The sequence below is a fragment of the Arthrobacter sp. NicSoilB8 genome (assembly GCF_019977355.1).
In the GTDB taxonomy this organism is placed as follows: domain Bacteria; phylum Actinomycetota; class Actinomycetes; order Actinomycetales; family Micrococcaceae; genus Arthrobacter.
This window is the reverse complement of record NZ_AP024655.1, coordinates 314633-331580: the sequence shown is the minus strand read 5'-3', so window position 1 is coordinate 331580 and position 16948 is coordinate 314633. Positions and strand designations below refer to the sequence as shown.

At 67.2% G+C, this 16948-nt stretch carries 16 protein-coding genes and 1 tRNA gene; 8 read left to right on the top strand and 9 right to left on the bottom strand.

The features are described 5' to 3' along the window. Window positions 1–960: 960 nt before the first annotated feature. Window positions 961–1272, bottom strand: a complete 312-nt coding sequence (locus LDO15_RS01540; RefSeq protein ID WP_223983286.1) for a hypothetical protein — start codon at window positions 1270–1272, stop codon at window positions 961–963. Window positions 1273–1768: 496 nt separating this feature from the next. On the opposite strand from LDO15_RS01540, the gene LDO15_RS01535 reads away from it, so the two are divergent. After that, on the top strand, window positions 1769–2380 hold the full coding sequence (locus LDO15_RS01535) for a beta-propeller fold lactonase family protein (RefSeq protein WP_346656000.1): 612 nt from the start codon (window positions 1769–1771) through the stop codon (window positions 2378–2380). Window positions 2381–2495: 115 nt separating this feature from the next. Here the strand turns inward: LDO15_RS01535 and LDO15_RS01530 are convergent, their stop codons facing one another. From LDO15_RS01530 to LDO15_RS01515, 4 genes are all read right to left on the bottom strand, one after another. After that, the gene (locus tag LDO15_RS01530) at window positions 2496–3455 is read right to left on the bottom strand and encodes a serine/threonine-protein kinase (RefSeq protein ID WP_223983283.1); all 960 of its coding nucleotides are present in this window, start codon (window positions 3453–3455) and stop codon (window positions 2496–2498) included. Further along, complete coding sequence (locus LDO15_RS01525) at window positions 3452–3724, bottom strand: hypothetical protein (RefSeq protein ID WP_223983281.1); 273 nt, start codon at window positions 3722–3724, stop codon at window positions 3452–3454. Before LDO15_RS01525 ends, LDO15_RS01530 begins: the two co-directional genes overlap by 4 nt. A gap of 107 nt (window positions 3725–3831) precedes the next feature. Then, the gene (locus tag LDO15_RS01520) at window positions 3832–4329 is read right to left on the bottom strand and encodes a MarR family transcriptional regulator (protein WP_223983278.1); all 498 of its coding nucleotides are present in this window, start codon (window positions 4327–4329) and stop codon (window positions 3832–3834) included. A 365-nt stretch (window positions 4330–4694) separates the two neighbouring features. Continuing rightward, window positions 4695–4767 (bottom strand) — tRNA-Lys (locus tag LDO15_RS01515). Between the two features lie 195 nt (window positions 4768–4962). Between LDO15_RS01515 and LDO15_RS01510 the strand changes: the two genes are divergently transcribed. From LDO15_RS01510 to LDO15_RS01500, 3 genes are all read left to right on the top strand, one after another. Next, on the top strand, window positions 4963–5616 hold the full coding sequence (locus LDO15_RS01510; protein ID WP_223983275.1) for a hypothetical protein: 654 nt from the start codon (window positions 4963–4965) through the stop codon (window positions 5614–5616). Between the two features lie 452 nt (window positions 5617–6068). Then, window positions 6069–6686, top strand: coding sequence for a nuclease PIN (locus LDO15_RS01505; protein WP_223983273.1), 618 nt, complete (start codon window positions 6069–6071; stop codon window positions 6684–6686). A 1-nt stretch (window position 6687) separates the two neighbouring features. After that, a complete protein-coding gene (locus tag LDO15_RS01500) occupies window positions 6688–7704 on the top strand; it encodes an inorganic phosphate transporter (RefSeq protein ID WP_223983271.1) in 1017 nt (338 codons plus the stop codon). A gap of 13 nt (window positions 7705–7717) precedes the next feature. On the opposite strand, the gene pstB is transcribed toward LDO15_RS01500, so the two are convergent. From pstB to pstS, 4 genes are all read right to left on the bottom strand, one after another. Next, window positions 7718–8497, bottom strand: a complete 780-nt coding sequence (gene pstB / locus LDO15_RS01495) for a phosphate ABC transporter ATP-binding protein PstB (protein WP_223983269.1) — start codon at window positions 8495–8497, stop codon at window positions 7718–7720. Between the two features lie 48 nt (window positions 8498–8545). Then, window positions 8546–9655, bottom strand: coding sequence for a phosphate ABC transporter permease PstA (gene pstA / locus LDO15_RS01490; protein ID WP_223983267.1), 1110 nt, complete (start codon window positions 9653–9655; stop codon window positions 8546–8548). Beyond that, window positions 9656–10588: a phosphate ABC transporter permease subunit PstC gene (gene pstC / locus LDO15_RS01485; protein WP_223983265.1), complete on the bottom strand. Its 933-nt coding sequence runs from the start codon at window positions 10586–10588 to the stop codon at window positions 9656–9658. Between the two features lie 196 nt (window positions 10589–10784). Further along, window positions 10785–11906: a phosphate ABC transporter substrate-binding protein PstS gene (pstS, locus tag LDO15_RS01480; protein WP_223983263.1), complete on the bottom strand. Its 1122-nt coding sequence runs from the start codon at window positions 11904–11906 to the stop codon at window positions 10785–10787. 316 nt (window positions 11907–12222) lie between these two features. Here pstS and LDO15_RS01475 point away from each other — a divergent pair, with 316 nt between their 5' ends. From LDO15_RS01475 to LDO15_RS01460, 4 genes are all read left to right on the top strand, one after another. Further along, the gene (locus LDO15_RS01475; RefSeq protein ID WP_223983260.1) at window positions 12223–13350 is read left to right on the top strand and encodes an FUSC family protein; all 1128 of its coding nucleotides are present in this window, start codon (window positions 12223–12225) and stop codon (window positions 13348–13350) included. A gap of 65 nt (window positions 13351–13415) precedes the next feature. Beyond that, on the top strand, window positions 13416–14789 hold the full coding sequence (gene radA / locus LDO15_RS01470; protein WP_223983257.1) for a DNA repair protein RadA: 1374 nt from the start codon (window positions 13416–13418) through the stop codon (window positions 14787–14789). Window positions 14790–15024: 235 nt separating this feature from the next. Then, on the top strand, window positions 15025–15384 hold the full coding sequence (locus LDO15_RS01465; protein WP_223983254.1) for an SHOCT domain-containing protein: 360 nt from the start codon (window positions 15025–15027) through the stop codon (window positions 15382–15384). Beyond that, window positions 15384–16862: a multicopper oxidase family protein gene (locus LDO15_RS01460; RefSeq protein WP_223983251.1), complete on the top strand. Its 1479-nt coding sequence runs from the start codon at window positions 15384–15386 to the stop codon at window positions 16860–16862. Before LDO15_RS01465 ends, LDO15_RS01460 begins: the two co-directional genes overlap by 1 nt. Window positions 16863–16948: the final 86 nt, after the last annotated feature.

Below are 16948 nucleotides of genomic sequence, written 5' to 3'. Positions count from 1 at the left end.
ACCATCGCGATGCCACTTTCAGGGGAAGCCAGCGATCCACTTGTCATGGTTCGTACCTGAGGAAGAAGACGTGGTTGAAGTCTCCCGTCGATCGAAGGTCGTCCATCGCACGACGTTCGCGGGCGACCGGTATTCCACCCTTGGTCGTACGCCCCACTTGGACTGCAATCTGCTGATCGCCACGACTCATCACGAGATCAGGATAGCGAGACCCGTGTTTGGCTTCAGGGAGCGAACCACCGGAAACGATAGCCCAGGCTTCGCCACACAGGGTGAAGTTCTCTGCTTCGGGACTGGCGACCCAGACGGCTGCTGGGAACGCCACCGCAGCATGGGATCCGAGTTTAGCCGGTCCGTGCTTGCCACACGATCGCTCGGGCGCGACCGAGATACTCCTCTGGGGTCATCACGGATTCCTCGGCATAGTGGTGGGATACCCGGTCCAGATCTGGTTGTTCCGGGTGAGTACCTCGATCTCGACGCGTCACGAGTTCCGTTGACGAAGAAGTCGCCCGGCCGGTTTCCGGGCCGCCAGATGAGGGATGGATCAGTCGCGACGTCCGAGATCTCGTGCATAATCTTGTCATCAGACCAGCCGGCCGGGAACTAGGACTTGCCCGGGAACCCCGTTCCAGGTCGATGCCCTCCCCCAAAGGACCCATTCGGCCTTACCTCGCCATTGAGGATGTGACTTCGACGGCTTGCTGATGCAAGGTCTACGAACTCTTCAACGGTTTTTGAGGCTCTCCCGGCACCTCCCAGGGCCTTGATGCCGGTGGCGGCGCCCTTGATATGCACAAAGTCCGTCTACCCTCGGTGATGCGGGAAAGGCGGGGCCAGAGCCAGCCACGAGCCAAAGGGTATGTGCGACGACGAGCCGAATGAGCGCCCTTCAATCTGGCAAACCCTGGCCTCGGCGGTCTCGGACCAACTTCACGAAGTAGGCCCGGATTCTCTGCATCATGACACCGAGAACACTTCAAGCGTCTTCGGCCACACGACCACATAGCGATCTCCATCGGCCGGTCTGTAGGCCGCGCGTACGCCGGCCCATCTTGAATCAGGGCTCAGCAATTTCACCGCGTCCTGAAACGCTTCGAGTGGTCGGTCGGTGTGGACGAAAATGTTCATCTCGCCGGCGCCGAAGTCATGGCCGTCTACGAAGCCGTGGGCATCCGGGAGGTCTGCCTCGAGCCGATCCTCCATGGCGATGAGCGCGTCGAAGTCGGAATCCGAGGTAGCGGGCCACTGCAAAACGAGGATGTATTTCACTGCTGCCTACGAAGGGTATGGGGGTAGATGGAGACCTTTACCAATCTGCAGGACCCGCCGGCCCCACCACGACAGCGAGGAAGACCGCCAGCCACAGTTGTATCGCTGGCAACGGACGGGCTTGTCCGGCCGGCCCAATCGGCGGCGCAACAGCAGGGCGGAAAACGAAAGACAGAAGCGAACGCCGGACAGACTTCATCATCCTCGAGCTTTCTACGAAGCAGATACAAGCGATCCGGTTTCACGAAAGCTCGATCCCCCAAACGAGTAGTGCACACGACACTAAAACCCCCTCGTCCGCGCTGATCAAGAATCCTGGTCGATTGGCAGGGAAAACTGGATTGAGGCTGCGCCGCCCGACACCTCCACTTGTGTCTCAGATCTTCGGCGCCTGAAGTCGGGTCGCGAGGGTTAAAGCATCCGGCCCATAGCCACACACCCAGGAATCCCTTGACAACATCATTGAGACTCCTACGGACTCGACGCCGAGGGCACGATCCTGGACCGGGCCGCCGCCGCCCCGTCCCGCGACCCCTACGGCGGTTCGTCCGCCAGTGATGCCTCCACCAGTGATAGTTCCCCCGGTGGCGCTTCCGCAGGCCGAGAGCGGCCCAGCCGCGCCCATGCCGCGCTCATGCTTGCCGACGGCCGCGTGATGACCACCGACCTCGGTCACGACCTCCTGCGGATCTGGAATGTCCGCTCCGGACCGGTTCCGGGGCTGGTCCTGGATCACGAGGTGGTCCTGCCGGAGGGCAGCGGCCCCCGGCACCTGGTCCAGCACCCGGGCGGGCACGTCTTTGTCGTGACCGAATATTCAATCGAGGTGGCCGTGTCTCTGATGTCGCCGGCCTCCGGGGACTTCCGGCTTGGCTCCATCGGGCCGGCCACCGCCGGCGGCGCGCTGCCGGATGATTCAGCGGCGGAGATCGCGCTGGCGGCCGACGGCAGGCACGCCTATGCGGGCGTGCGCGGCTCGAACCGGGTCAGCGTGCTGGAGGTGGAGGACGGCGGCGCGTCGCTCCGCCCGGTGGCCGAGCCAGCCCAGCGGCGGCGACTGGCCCCGGCATCACTTGGTCCGGGACGGCTGGCTGCACGTCGCCCATGAACGGACCGGCGACGTCGTGTCGTTCCCGCTGGATCCGGAATCAGGGCTGCCGGCAGCCCTGCGGGCCGGCTCACGGTAGCGTCCCCAACCGCGCTGGTGCCGGCGCGTGCCGGGCTCACACCACAGAGTTGAGGGGCTGACGTCCTCGCACCGGAGGCGTCATCTTCAGGCCACCGAGGAATAGCCCGGCAGCCACGTCCCGCAGCGGCAGGGCAGGGCGGGGCAGCATCGCCGCAGCCGTCGCGGCGGCCTCTGCTGCCGTCGGCCGGTCGGCGGCGTCCATCGCCGTCATGGCCCCCAGCAACGACACCCAGCGGGGGCCCACCCCCTTTGGAATCACCGGCCCCCTCAGGGTCCGCGCCACCAGCGACTCGACCTGCGTTCCCGGAAAAGCCCTGGTTGCGGTCAGGCATTCCAGCAGAACCAGGCCCAAAGCATAGACATCCGTGGCAGGATCCGCCGGTCCCCCGCTGGCCTGCTGTGGACTCATGTAATGCACCGTACCCGTCGACGTTCCCGGCTCGAGCACCGTCCCTGCGGGGGCGGCAATACCGAAATCCGCAATCCGCACCGGGGACCTGCGCAGCGAGCTGAGCAGGATGTTGGCGGGCTTGATGTCCTGATGGACGATGCCGCTCGCGTGCACGTGGCCGAGGCCGGACAAAGCGGCCGCGGCCCAGCCGGCGACCTCGTCCGGGTCTCGGGGCCCGGCATGGATCCGCTCTGCCAGGTTCCCGCCGAAGGCAAATTCCTCCACGAGGAAGGGACGGCCCGCCCACGGGTGTCCGTCCGGGACACGGCCCGCCCCGAGGAACGAAACCACCGCCGGGTTGTCCAGTCTGGACAGTATCCGCGCTTCGTCGCGGATCCTGCTCGCGTGCCGGTCATCGGGCCCCTCGGCCACCTTGACGGCCACGGGGCGGTTGTCTGCGAGATCGGTGCCGCGGTACACGGTGGCGGTGGCGCCCCGGCCCAGGAGTTCGTGGATCAGGAAGGAGCCCTGCCCGCCAGCGGGCCGGCATGCCTGCAGAACACTGCCGGCCAAACCCGGCCGGGCCGTCGCGGGGGCGGTCAACGGCTGTACCAGTAGGCCGATGCCGGTCCGGCGCCCTGCTCGATGTCGTCCAGCTGGAACCCGCAGCGGCAGCGCCACAGGGCAGGGAGAGCCAAGGATCGATCAGCGGACCCGAACGAGTAGGAGGACATCGCCGCCGGCTCCGGGGAACGCCATTCCATGGGGGTGCCGCAGTGCTGCGGGGCCGGACCGGCAGAGGCCCGGGGCCGGACCATGTCCGGGAGGGGACTGCCGCCGGCGCCCCCGGGAAGGGTTGCGGATTCAGTCACGACGCCTACTCTCGTTTGTTAGCTGGAAACAAGTAGTAAGCATACATATAACTAGATGAACTAACTAGTTAAGCGAGTTAGTTATTTTGGCCGGGTGAGCGCAGGACCTAATGCCGCTCCTCGCTGATGGCCGCACTCATCCGGCGCAGGAACGTGATGACCACGCGGGCCTCGTCGGCGCTCATGGACTCGGCCACCTCCATCATCCGCCGGTGCATGTGGCCGAGGGTGGCGCGGACCTCGGAATCCGTCGCGACCGTCGGCACGATCACAAGCGCGCGCCGGTCGGTCGGATGCGGCTCGCGCCGGACATGCCCGCTGGCCACGAGCCGGTCGATGAGCGAGGTGGTGGAAGCGGTAGTGATCCCCAGGACGCGGCTGAGATCCTTGGGCCCTACCCGTTCACCGAGTGATTTGGCCCGCAACAAGTAACGCAAGGCCAGCAGGTCGGTCTCGCCCATCCCCATCGAGTCGCGGGTGGATCTCCTTGTCGCCACTTCCGAGGTCCGGTAGTCGCGGAGGGCCTGCAGGATGGCCGCAGGCGGATCCAGCCGATCATCGGGGCCGTACCAATACCCGGAGGCCGGGGCGCCATGGGAGTCCATCCGCCAAGCCTAGCGGAACTGATAAGTAGCCTGTCGTACTATCCGGGCAGGCTGCAGTCCGGCGCACGGGAGGGTTCCTCGGAACCCCGCAGAAGCAGCGGCGCCCGCGTCGAAGGCCGGTCCGGACAACGCCGCCCGCCGATGCGGGGCGCCTTTGGCCGCGCTTCCCGCCCTTGGGTCCGGCAGCTCAGGGTCCGGCAGCTCAGGGTCAGGTAGCCCGGGGGCCGGCGGTACGGCCGCCGGCACCCCGCTCATTTACACGCGTTCTTCTCCTACTAACCCCCAGCTCCGGGCGATCCAGGGCAAAAAAATCCCCGGCTTCCTGTTGCCAGGAAGCCGGGGATTTCCACTCTTCGCTAAAAGAGTGGGCCCTGTGGGGATCGAACCCACGACCCACGGATTAAAAGTCCGATGCTCTACCAACTGAGCTAAAGGCCCCAGCTGAAAGATTCCGCAGCCGCGGACAAATCCGTGGCTGCGGCGTGTTTCAGCCCAGTCCATTTCTGGACGATTAATACTGTACCCCAGACCGGGGCCGGGTTTTTCACGTTGCCCGGGACCGGCGTCTGTCCTTCCCTGCAGCAGCGCCAGCCGATCCTCGATTCCCCGGCAGCACTGGAGTAGCGTGGTGGCATGAGCGAGCAAGCAGGATCAAGCGCCCCCGGACCGCGGCACCACAAACCGAAACCCTTCGCGCCGATCGATTTCGAGCCGTTTGCCGGCGGGGCCGATCCCGCGCGCATCTCGGAAGCGGCCCATCTGGCCGCCCAGGCGCTGGTCCGACGCGGCCGTGACAGCGACGACCCCAAAGTCACCCGGCGGCTCGTGAAGCTCGCCGACGAGCAGGGCCTTGAGGCCATCGCCGAAATGTGGGCCGAAAGCCCTGCCCGGTCCCTCCCCGGCGCCCTTTGGCGCCTGTATGCCCTGCGGGCCGCCACCATCCAGGATCCCGAGCGGATCTCCGTGTATTTCAAGGCCGGCAAAGACAAGGCACAGGTTTCGCACGTCGTGGCCGGCGCCGCCGAACCGCCGGGCGCGGACGAGATGAAATCAATGGCGGACGCCATCCTCTCCGGGGCGTTCGACGGCGACTTTGACGTCGCGCTTGAACGATCCGCCGCGTTCTGCCGGGTGGTGGCCTTGGGCCAGGCAACCCTTGCCGACGGCGCGGAGCACAGCAACGAGAACCATGCCAGCAAGCTGACCCGCAACTCCCATCTTCTGGTCAAGACGGCGGAAGATCTTGAGCACGCCGCCAATGCGTGGCGGCTGGGCGAGCTGGACTAGCGGGCCACCCGGCATCCGCCCGGGCAACCAGGCAGTCCGCGGCGCAGCCGCGGGCCACCGGCCGGCACCGCCCGCGGGCACGCACGGCGGGGGCGGACTGTCAATGTTGACTTGAATGAACCTACGTAGAAAACTAAAAGCGGTGCCGAACCGCGAAACCCCCGGGCTTCAACATTTAGCCGCCTAGAGCGGCCTACCGCCGAGAGGCGTATCCGGTTCGGCACCATTTTCATGCCCTTTTGGGCCGTGCCTTGCCCGAGCACTGCCCTGCGTTCTGCCTGCGTTCTGGCCCGCGTTCGTAGCAGCGTTCTGGCCTGCGCCGTTATATCCGCGTCCGTCCCGTTCCGGCCCGGAGCTAACGGTAAAGTGATGCGTATGCGCTGGTCTCCGTCAAGTCACACGGCCGCCGTACTCAACCCGCGAAACTCTCCCCGGAAGACCGGTGACACCCTGTGAAGCTGCGCCTGTTCCCGCAGGAATCCGCCGGACTGAACCTGCTCTCCCAAATGGCGCGCCAGATCGTGCTGGCAACCGGAACGCTCTCGGAGATTCTCGGCGCCCCGGCCAGTGAGCATGCCCGGCTCGTGGAGGACATGCACAACCATGAGGCCAAATCGGCGGAGCTGCACTTTGCGCTCCTGACCCACATGCGGACCAGTTTCGTGAACGTGCTGCCCCGCGAGGACATGTACGCGCTGTCCCGGTACCTCAACGAGGCCATCGAGAAGCTCGATGCCGCCGCCGAGCTCGTGTCCCTGTACAAGCTGGAACGGCTGCCCAAACGCGCCGCGGACCAGCTGGAAATCATCAGCCGGCAGGCCGAACTCACGGTCGAGGCCATGCGGCAACTGGACAATCTGGACGACCTCGAGGACTACTGGATCGAAATCCTGCGTCTGGCAAAACGTGCCGAGCGCACGCACCGGGTCTGGGTCGCAGACATGCTGCGCGAGATGAAGTCAGCACAGTACGCGCGCAACCGCGACATCGCGAACCAACTCGTGGACGTCACGAAGGACATGCGCCGGGTCGCCACCCAGGTAGGCAGCATCATCGTCAAGGAATCCTGACGTGGTGATCTTCTTCTTTGCCCTGGTGCTCCTCTGCGCCGGGGCTTTCGCCTTCCTCAACGGCTTCAGGGACGCGTCCTCGTCGGTTGCCCTGGCCGTGCGCACCCGGGCACTGACCCCCACGGTGGCAGTGCTGCTGGCCAGCCTGTTCAACTTCATCGGCGCCGGGCTGAGCGCTGCCCTGGCGCTGGCCGTCAGCCAGGCGTGGCTGTCGCTGCCGCCGGGCACGAACGGCCTCACGATCCTGTTGGCCGGCCTGCTCAGTGCCATCCTTTGGGGCCTCTACATGTGGTGGCGGGGAATCCCGGCCTCTTCCACGCATGCCCTGGTCGGCGGCCTTGCCGGGGCTGGGGTCGCGAGCGTCGCCGTCGGGGGCCATCCGGTGACCGGCGTTGACGTTTCCCTCCTGTACCAGGTGGGCCTCCCGCTGCTGGTCTCACCGGTGATCGCCTACATCGGGGCGTACCTGCTGGTCTGGCCGGCCAGCTGGGCCGCCCGCTACACGCCGCCCAACGTCGTCAACACCCGCTCCCGGCGGGCCCAGGCCATTGCTGCCGGCGCCGTTGCCTTCGGCCACGGGCTGCAGGACGGCCAGCGCACCAGCGCGGTGGTAATCCTTGCGCTGCTGGCGGCCGGGCTCTCCGACGGCGGTTCCGTCCCTGCGTGGGTGGCGCTGCTGACGGCCGTTATGTTGGCGGCCGGGACCCTGGCAGGGGGCTGGCGGATTTCCTATACCATCGGCTACCGCCTGACCCGGATCGACCCCCTGCGCGGATTTGTGGCGCAGATGTACAGCTCGGTGATCCTGCTCGTGGGCGCGATCGGGCTGCACTGGCCCATCTCGACAACCCACACGGTGACCTCGGCGGCCCTGGGTGCCGGCGCCCACCAGAGCTTCCCGGGCACCAACCACCGGCTGGTGATCCGCATCCTGGCGTTCTGGGTCCTGACCCCGGTTGCCACTGGCGCCGCAGCGTTCGTCCTGCAGTTAGCGCTGTCGCCGCTCGCCAGAATGTAGGAGCGTTTCAGCCTTATCCGAAGCGGCCGGAGACGTAATCCTCGGTAGCTTTCTCGGTCGGGTTGCTGAAGATGGTCGCGGTGTCGCCGAACTCGATCAGCTTGCCCGGCTTGCCGGTACCGGCAATGTTGAAGAAGGCCGTCTTGTCCGAGACACGGGCCGCCTGCTGCATGTTGTGGGTCACGATCACCACGGTGTACTGGTCCTTGAGCTCATTGATGAGGTCCTCAATGGCCAGGGTGGAGATGGGATCCAAGGCGGAGCAAGGCTCGTCCATGAGGATCACCTGGGGCTCCACGGCGATGGCGCGGGCGATGCACAGGCGCTGCTGCTGCCCGCCGGACAGGCCCGAGCCGGGCTTGGCGAGGCGGTCCTTGACCTCGTTCCACAGGTTGGCGCCCTGCAGGGAACGCTCCACCAGGACATCGGCCTCGCCCTTGGAGATCTTCTTGTTGTTCAGCTTCACGCCGGCCAGCACGTTGTCCCGGATGGACATGGTGGGGAACGGGTTGGGGCGCTGGAACACCATGCCGATCTGGGAGCGGACCGTGACCGGGTCGACGCCGGGGCCGTACAGGTTGTCGCCGTCCAGCAGCACTTCACCTTCGACTCTCGCACCGGGAATGACCTCGTGCATGCGGTTCAGGGTGCGCAGGAAAGTGGACTTTCCGCAGCCCGAGGGGCCGATGAAGGCTGTGACTGACTTGGCGTCGATGTTGATGTTAACGCCTTCGACGGCCAGGAATTTGCTGTAGTAGACGTTCAGGTCCTTGACGTCGATGCGCTTAGACATGGTGTTCCTTCACTTGCTGGAGGTATGAACGGCGGGCGCGGCGGCGGCCTAGCGGCCGGCCTTGGGGGCGAACATGCGGGCAACCAGGCGGGCCAGGAGGTTCAGGAGCATCACCAGGATGATTAGCACCAGGGCCGCGCCCCAGGCCCGCTGGGAGGACGGGTCCGGGTTGGATGGCGAAGTGGGGTTCAGGATCTGGGTGTAGATGAACGTGGGCAGCGAGGCCATCCAGCCGCTGAACACGTTGGTGTTGATGGTGGTCGCGAACCCGGCGGTGACCAGGATCGGCGCCGTCTCGCCGATCACGCGGGCGATCGCCAGGGTGATGCCGGACGCGATGCCGGAGATCGCCGTCGGAAGGACGACTTTGAGGATGGTGCGCCACTTGCGGACGCCGAGGGCGTAGGCGGCCTCCCGGAGTTCGTTGGGCACGATTTTGAGCATTTCCTCGCTGGAGCGGACCACCACGGGGATCATCAGCACGGACAGCGCGACGGCGGCAACGGCGCCGGTCTTGGTGCCCGGCCCGACAATCGCAAAGAAGGCGGCCGCGGCGAACAGGCCCGCGACGATCGAGGGGATGCCGGTCATGACGTCCACGAAGAAGGTGATGGCGCGGGCCAGGGCGCGGTCCTCGCCGTATTCCACGAGGTAAATCGCCGTCATCAGACCCACCGGGACCGAGATGAGGGTTGCCAGCACCGTGATCAGCAGCGTGCCCATGATCGCGTGGTAGATCCCGCCCAGCAAGGGGGCGCCTTCCTCGACCGTCTTGTTGTCGAAGGCGCCGGTGACGCCGTTCATGGAGGTGGTGAGGAAGCCGGGGTCCAGCAGCCCGGGGAGCCCGTTCACCAGCACGGTCCAAATCACCGACACCAGGGGCAGCAGCGCGATCAGGAAGGATCCCACGACGAGGCACGTCGCCAACTTGTCCTTGGCCTTCCTGGAGCCTTCAACGACGAGGCTCCAGCCGACCAGCCCGGCGGCGAAGAGAATGGCGGAAACGAGTCCCCAGCCGAAGGCATTGAAGCCGATCAGCGCCAGGATCGCGGCTCCGAGGACCACCGCAACGGCGAGGACGATGTAGGGAGCGGCCTTGGGCAACTGGCCCTTGGTGAGGGCCGATCGCTTCCGGACCGGGGTCAGGGTGGAGGTCATTTAGTTGGCTCCCGAGAATTCTTTGTGCCGGGTGATGATCCAGCGGGCGATCATGTTAACGCACAGGGTGATGACGAACAGCACCAGGCCGGCGGCAATCAAGGTGCTGACCTTCAGGCCGCTGGCCTCGGGGAAGTTCAGGGCGATTTCGGCGGCGATGGTCTGGTTGCCGGACTGGATGAGGCTGGCGGTCAAGGCGCCGGAGGAAAGGACCAGCGCAACGGCCATGGTCTCGCCGAGCGCGCGGCCCAGGCCCAGCATCACGGCGCTGACGATTCCGGGACGGCCAAACGGCAGCACGGCCGTCCGGATCATTTCCCAGCGGGTGGCACCGAGCGCCAGCGCGGCCTCTTCGTGCAGCTTGGGGGTCTGCAGGAAAATCTCGCGGCTCAGGGAGGTGATGATCGGCAGCACCATGACGGCCAGCACGATCCCGGCCGTGAGGATGGTCTTGCCGGTGGCCGACGCCGGGCCCTGGAAGATCGGCAGCCAGCCCATGTTTTTGGCCAGCCAGTCGTAGGCCGGGGAGATTTCCTTGGCGAGGAACGCGACCCCCCAGGCGCCATAGACCACGGAGGGAATGGCGGCGAGCAGGTCGACTACGTAGCCGAGGCCCGAGGCGAGCTTTCGCGGCGCGTAGTGCGAGATGAACAGCGCAACGCCGATAGCGAGCGGGGTGGCAATCACCAAGGCGATCACGGCGGCAATGAGCGTGCCGATGACGAGCGGCCAGATGTAGGCGAAGAATCCTTCGCCGCCCTGGATCTTCTCCGGCGCGGCCGTGAGTGCCGGGAGGGACTGGACGATGAGGAACAGCGCCACACCGAAGAGCACGGCAAGGATCAGGCACCCTGCGGCCAGGGTGGCTGCAGAGAAGACTTTGTCTCCGGCGCGGCCTGCGTCCCGGGACGAGGTCAGGGAGGTGGTGGTCACTTCACGGTCCTTCGGTTTGGGTGGGGATTCGAACACCGGCTGCGGACGCCTCCGCGGCCCGCGTCCGGCAAGTCTTGATGCTTGGAACAAACGCGTCGGTTCCCTGCTCCGTGGCGGCCCCCGGTGGGGGCCGTTTCGGAACAGGGAACCTTCGTCAGGCTGGTGTTTCCACTATGCCTCGTGGCGCAGCGTATCCCTAGGCCTTGCCCTTGACGGCCTCGAGGGCGGTCTTTACCTTGGCCTGGAGAGCCGCGGACAGCGGCGCCGACTTAGCGGCATCGGCGGCGGCCTTCTGGCCGGCGTCGGACGCTGCGTAGCTGACAAAGGCCTTGACCAGGTCAGCGGTGGCCTGCGTGTCATAGCTGGTGCAGACGATGTGGTAGGACACCAGGACGATCGGGTAGGCGCCCGCAACCGTGGTGGTGCGGTCCAGCTTGATGGCGAGGTCGTTGGCGTTGCGGCCCTCGACCGGCTTGCCGGCGTCGACAGCCTTGGAAGCGGCCTCAGCTGAGATCTTCGTGAAGGAGTCGCCAACCTTGATCTGGGCGGTGCCGAGCTTGCCGCTCACGGCGGAGTCATCGGCGTAGGTCACGGCGCCGGGGGTGTCGGTGACGGTCTTGACGACGCCGGAGGTGCCCTTGGCGTTCTCGCCCTTCAGGCTCGCGGGCCAGACGCCGGCTGCCTTGTCGGTCCAGACCTCGGGCGCGACCGCGGACAGGTAGTCGGTGAAGTTCGTGGTGGTGCCGGAGTCATCCGAGCGGTTCACCGGGGTGACCTTGAGGTCCGGCAGCTGGACGCCCGGGTTCAGGGCCGCGATGGCGGGGTCGTTCCAGTTCGCGACCTGGCCGCGGAAGATCTTGGCAACGGTCGGAGCGTCGAGCTTGAGGTCCGTGATGCCGGGCACGTTGAAAGCCACGGCGATCGGGGAAATATAGACCGGGATGTCGAGGGCGCCGTCGGGACCGCACTTGTCCTTGGAGCTGGCGAGCTCTTCATCCTTGAGGTAGGCGTCGGAGCCGGCGAACTGAGCCGAGCCGTCGAGGATCGCCTTGCGTCCGGCGCCCGAACCGTCCGGGGAGTACTGCACAGTGGCACCCTGGTTCGCGGAAGCGAAGTTGGTCTTCCAGGCATCCATGGCTGCGCCCTGGGCGGAAGAACCGATGCCGGTCAGGGTGCCGGTGACCTTGGGACCCGAGGCGGACGGCGCGGCGGAAGTGGCCGTGTTGGTTGCGTTGTCCGAACCGCAAGCGGTCAGCGCGAGTGCGCCGGCGGCGATAACTGCGATAGCCGCGTTGCGGCCGAAGCGGAGTGCCTTCACTTAGATGTACCCCTTTCAGGGCTGTGCGTGCCGGGCCGGAGAAGGCCAGCAGGGATGCGTACGGTTTGTACCTTTACTGAAGGTAGGTGGCCCAAGTGAAGAGAATTGCGGTCCAAGGTGAACGGCCGGTTAACGACGCCGGACTATTGGCTTACATCTGCCGGGTGGCCATTGTGTTCTGTGCGTCACAGTCGTATCGGCGCAGCGTGCGATGGACGGCCCCGGGCGCAGGCGCGTGATGAAGGTCCCGCCGTTCCGGCCACGCTGCGTCCTGCCGTGAACGGCCGGGCCCGGGGCTGCAAATAGACTGGAGGACATGGCCTCCGCGACTGGACTTTCCGCAAGCGCACGATTCCTGCGCGGCCGCGTGCGCACCGGGTTTGTCCGGAGCCGGAACTCCCTGGTCCCGGCCGTCCAGATGACGGCTTGCGCCGTGAGCGCCTACGCGTTCGCCGAATATGTCCTGGGGCATTCCGGGCCGTTGTTTGCCGCCACGTCCTCGCTGATTGCCCTCGGCTTTTCCCGCGACCCCAGGTTGCGGCGCGTCATCGAGGTGGGCCTGGGCTGCACGATCGGAATCGTGGTCGGGGACCTCCTGCTGCACTGGCTGGGCTCCGGGATCTGGCAGGCCGCCGTCGTTCTCTTGTTTTCCATCCTGCTGGCCCGGTTCCTGGACAGCGGGACCATCTTCACCACCCAGCTGGGCCTGCAATCGGTGCTCGTGGTGCTCCTGCCCGCGCCGGCCGGCGGGCCGTTCACGCGCAGCATCGACGCCGTGGTGGGCGGGGTGTTCGCGCTCCTGGTGACCATCCTGGTGCCCAAGGACCCCCGCCGCGAACCCCGCAACGACGTCAAGAAGCTCCTCCACGAGCTCGCCGAAGTGCTGCGGGAATGCGCCTCGGCGCTGAGCTACAGCGATTCCACCCAGGCATGGCATGCGCTCATCCGCGGGCGGAACTGCCAGCCCCTCGTCGACGCCATGCGCCAGTCCCTGCGTTCCTCCGGCGAGGTGGCCACCCTGGCCCCCGCCTACCGGCGCCACCGGGATGAGCTGGACCAGATGGAGCAGTCGCTGGACTATATCGACCTCGCGCTGCGTAACAGCCGGGTCTTCGCCCGCCGCCTGACCAGCGCCATCAACCATGCAGCGCTCTCGGACGAGGCCACCCAGAACATCGCCGAGGTCCTGCAGGAGACCGCCGCGGCCGTCGACGAGCTCTCGCTGGGCCTGGCGGAGGTGCACGACGGCGCGCGCCGCGCCCACCTGCGGACCGCCCGTTCCGAGCTGCGGGAGATCGCCGGCCGCCTGCATCCCCGGATGCTCGACGTCCACCGGCTTGAGGGCGAAACGGTGGTCATGCTGTTCCGCCCGCTGATGGTGGACCTGCTCGAGGCCGCCGGCGTGGACTCCGGGGAAGCCCGGGACATCCTTCCCCCTCTCTAGGCGCCGGCCATCCCGGTCCCGCTCTGGTGGACGTGTTTGTCGGTGCCCCCAGATAGTGTGGACCAATGGCTACGAAGACTTCCCGGGGGCCGAAGGCACCCGGCTATAAATGCGCGGAATGCGGCTGGACGACGGCCAAGTGGGTGGGCCGCTGCGGCGAGTGCCAGGCCTGGGGCAGTGTTGAGGAGACCGGCAACGCCGTAGCGCGGACGACGGCGGCCACCATGGTCCTCGAACCGGCCCGCCGGATCGCCGAGATCGATGCCACCACGGCGGCGTTCCTGCCCACCGGCGTGGACGAACTCGACCGCGTGCTCGGCGGCGGCCTGGTGCCCGGCGCCGTGATCCTCCTCGCCGGCGAGCCCGGGGTGGGCAAGTCCACGCTGCTGCTGGACGTCGCGGCCAAATTCGCCCGCACCGCGCAGGATGTCCTGTACATCACCGGCGAGGAATCCGCCGCCCAGGTCAAGCTCCGCGCGGACCGGATCGATGCCGTGGCCGAATCCCTGTACCTCTCGGCCGAAACGGACCTCGGGCAGGCGCTGGGGCAGGTCGAGAAGCTTGAACCGCGGCTGCTAATCGTGGACTCCGTCCAGACCCTGAGCAGCGCCGACGTCGAAGGCAGCGCCGGCGGGGTGTCCCAGGTGCGCGAGGTTGCGGCCTCCCTGATCGCCGCGGCCAAGCGCCGCAACATGACCACGCTGCTGGTGGGGCACGTGACCAAGGACGGCTCGATCGCCGGGCCCCGCCTGCTGGAACACCTCGTGGATGTCGTCTGCCAGTTCGAGGGCGAACGGCACTCGAGGCTTCGGCTGCTGCGCGCCGTCAAGAACCGCTACGGACCCACCGACGACGTCGGCTGCTTCGACTTGAATGAGGACGGCATCACCGGCCTCGCCGATCCCAGCGGGCTGTTCGTCTCCCGGACCAAGGAGCCGGTCTCCGGAACCTGCATCACAGTCACATTGGAGGGCCGCCGGCCGCTGCTTGCCGAGGTCCAGGCGCTGCTCGCCGAGAGCGCCAGCTCGCAGCCCCGCCGGGCCACGAGCGGGCTGGACAGTTCGCGGGTGGCGATGCTGCTGGCTGTCCTGCAGCAGCGCGCCGGCACCCTGCTGAACAAGGACGACTCCTATGTGGCAACGGTCGGCGGGGTCAAGCTCAGCGAACCGGCCACGGACCTGGCTGTGGCCCTGGCCGTTGCTTCCGCGAAGGCGAGGAAACCGCTCCCGGAGCGGCTGATCGCCTTCGGCGAGGTGGGCCTGGCGGGTGAAGTCCGTCCGGTGCCCGGCATCAACCAGCGCATCCAGGAGGCGCACCGGCTCGGCTTCACCCACGCCGTGGTCCCGGCCAGCGCCAACGGGCACGGCCCGGTTCCGGCAGGCTTCTCCGTCCGGGAGGTCGGCCACCTGACTGAGGCATTAGGGCTGCTCATCAGCTGAGCCGCCAGGCCGTTGCCAAACTTGGCCCCGCCGGGGGCACACATGCGGCAGGCAGAGAGGCGACTTAGGACCCTACCCCGGCCGTCGCGGCGGACGCACGATGGGATGGTGGCCGCGGGGATGCGGGCGACGGATCTCACCGGCCCTGCGACCGACGCGACCCGGCCGAGCCGGCCGGCCCGCATCGGCCACGGCGTCCACGGCGGCCACGGCGGCCACGGCGAAGGGGTGCGACATGATGTGGGGTTACGGCTACGAGTTCGGCTGGATGTGGCTCTGGGGCGTGTTCCTGCTGGCCGGGATTGTGGTTCTGGTCATCCTGGCGATCCGGCTCCTGACCGGCGGCATCAGCCATGACGGCCCGGGCCGCGGCCATCTGCCCGGCCCGGGGCCTCAGGGGCAGTATCCGCCGCCCGGGCAGGGCACTCCTGCCGGCTCTTTCCCTCCTCCCCCGCCGTCTTCGCCGAATGCTCCGCCGATTTCTCCTCCCGGACGGTCCCAGGCCCGCATGATCCTTGACGAACGCTTTGCGCGGGGCGAGCTCACCGTCGAGCAGTACCGGGAGAATCTGAAGGTGCTCGGCGAGGAGCCCTAGTGCAGCCCCTTAGCCGCCGCAACGCGCTCCTTCTTGGCGGCCTTGGCGTGGCCGGAACCGCGGTGGGCGCCGCGGGGCTCGCCTGGACGCTGACGTCCCGCACCCCGCCCGTCACGGGGGCCGCACTGACTCACCCGGCCGAGCTGCGCAGCGCCGGCGGCACCCTGGCGCTCGAGTTGGAGGCGGCCCGGGGCCCGATGCAACTCGCCGGCCGGCCGGCTACGGCTCTGGGCTACAACGGAGGCAGTCCCGGCCCCACGCTGCGCCTGCGCGCCGGCGACGTTCTCCGCATCCGGCTGCGGAACCGCCTGGCCGAACCCACCAACCTCCATGTGCACGGGCTCCACGTGTCACCGCAGGGAAACGGTGACAACGTGTTTGTCGCGGTGGAGCCCGGCGCCAGCTTTGACTACGAATACCGGCTGCCGGCGGACCACCCGCCCGGCGTCTACTGGTACCACCCCCACCATCACGGGATGGTCGCGGACCAGATCTTCGGCGGCCTCTTCGGCGCCATCGTGGTCGAGGATGCCGACCCCCTTCCGGCCGCCATGGATCGCGTACTGGTGGTGTCCGACACGGACCTGGACCCCGCCGGAAACGTCCGGGGCGTTCCGCCGGCGGAGCGCATGGCCGGCCGGGAAGGCGGCCTGGTACTCGTCAACGGCCAAAGCAACCCCCTGATCAGCGCCCTTCCCGGCCAGCGGGAAAGGTGGCGGATGGTCAACGCCTGCGTGGCCCGCTACCTCCGGCTGCAATTGGACGGGCAGAGCACGCAGCTGCTCGCGATCGACTCCGGGCGCTTCCAGTCCCCGGCACCTGTGCACGAGGTGCTCCTGGCCCCGGGGAACCGGGCAGACCTCCTGGTAACCACGGTAGCGGGCGAGTCAGTTCTCCGGGCCGCCTACTATGACCGCGGCAGCATGCCCGGGATGATGGGCCGGGGTCCCGCCGGCGGGGACACGACGGGCCCTCGCCGGGGCGTCGCCCTGGCGACCCTCCAGGTTTCGGGTGAACCCGCCGCCGGCCCGGCCGCGCTGCCATCCCTCCCGGCCCCTGCAGACCTGCGCCGGGTCACCGTCGCCGCGCGCCGGCAGTTTCTGCTGGCGGCCGGCATGAGCCCGGGCGCGATGGGCGGAGCCGGCGCCGGGATGATGGCTTTCACCATCAACGGGCGGGAATTCGACGCGGCCAGGACCGACACCACAGTGGCGGCCGGCAGTGTGGAGGAGTGGACTGTGATCAATACCAGTCCCATGGACCACCCGTTCCACCTGCACGTCTGGCCCATGCAGCTGGTCTCGGTCAATGGCGATAGCCCCGCTTTACCGGCTTGGCAGGACGTGGTCAATGTGCCGGCGAACGGACGGGTGACCGTCCGAGTCGCCTTCAAGGACTTCACCGGAAAGTCCGCTTACCACTGCCACATCCTGGACCACGAGGACCTTGGAATGATGGGCGTCCTCGAGGTCCGCTGAATCAAAAACCTCTTGTGCCGAATACCCCCTGGGGGTATCTTAGGGGTAGCCGTACACACATGATTGACCATCCTCCAGGAGCACAC

Bases quoted from the DNA above. Each gene is read 5' to 3' on its own strand.
- LDO15_RS01520 (WP_223983278.1), bottom strand. From the start codon at position 4,329: ATGGACTCCCATGGCGCCCCGGCCTCCGGGTATTGGTACGGCCCCGAT.
- LDO15_RS01510 (WP_223983275.1), top strand. From the start codon at position 4,963: ATGAGCGAGCAAGCAGGATCAAGCGCCCCCGGACCGCGGCACCACAAA.
- pstB (WP_223983269.1), bottom strand. From the start codon at position 8,497: ATGTCTAAGCGCATCGACGTCAAGGACCTGAACGTCTACTACAGCAAA.
- pstA (WP_223983267.1), bottom strand. From the start codon at position 9,655: ATGACCTCCACCCTGACCCCGGTCCGGAAGCGATCGGCCCTCACCAAG.
- LDO15_RS01475 (WP_223983260.1), top strand. From the start codon at position 12,223: ATGGCCTCCGCGACTGGACTTTCCGCAAGCGCACGATTCCTGCGCGGC.
- radA (WP_223983257.1), top strand. From the start codon at position 13,416: ATGGCTACGAAGACTTCCCGGGGGCCGAAGGCACCCGGCTATAAATGC.
- LDO15_RS01465 (WP_223983254.1), top strand. From the start codon at position 15,025: ATGATGTGGGGTTACGGCTACGAGTTCGGCTGGATGTGGCTCTGGGGC.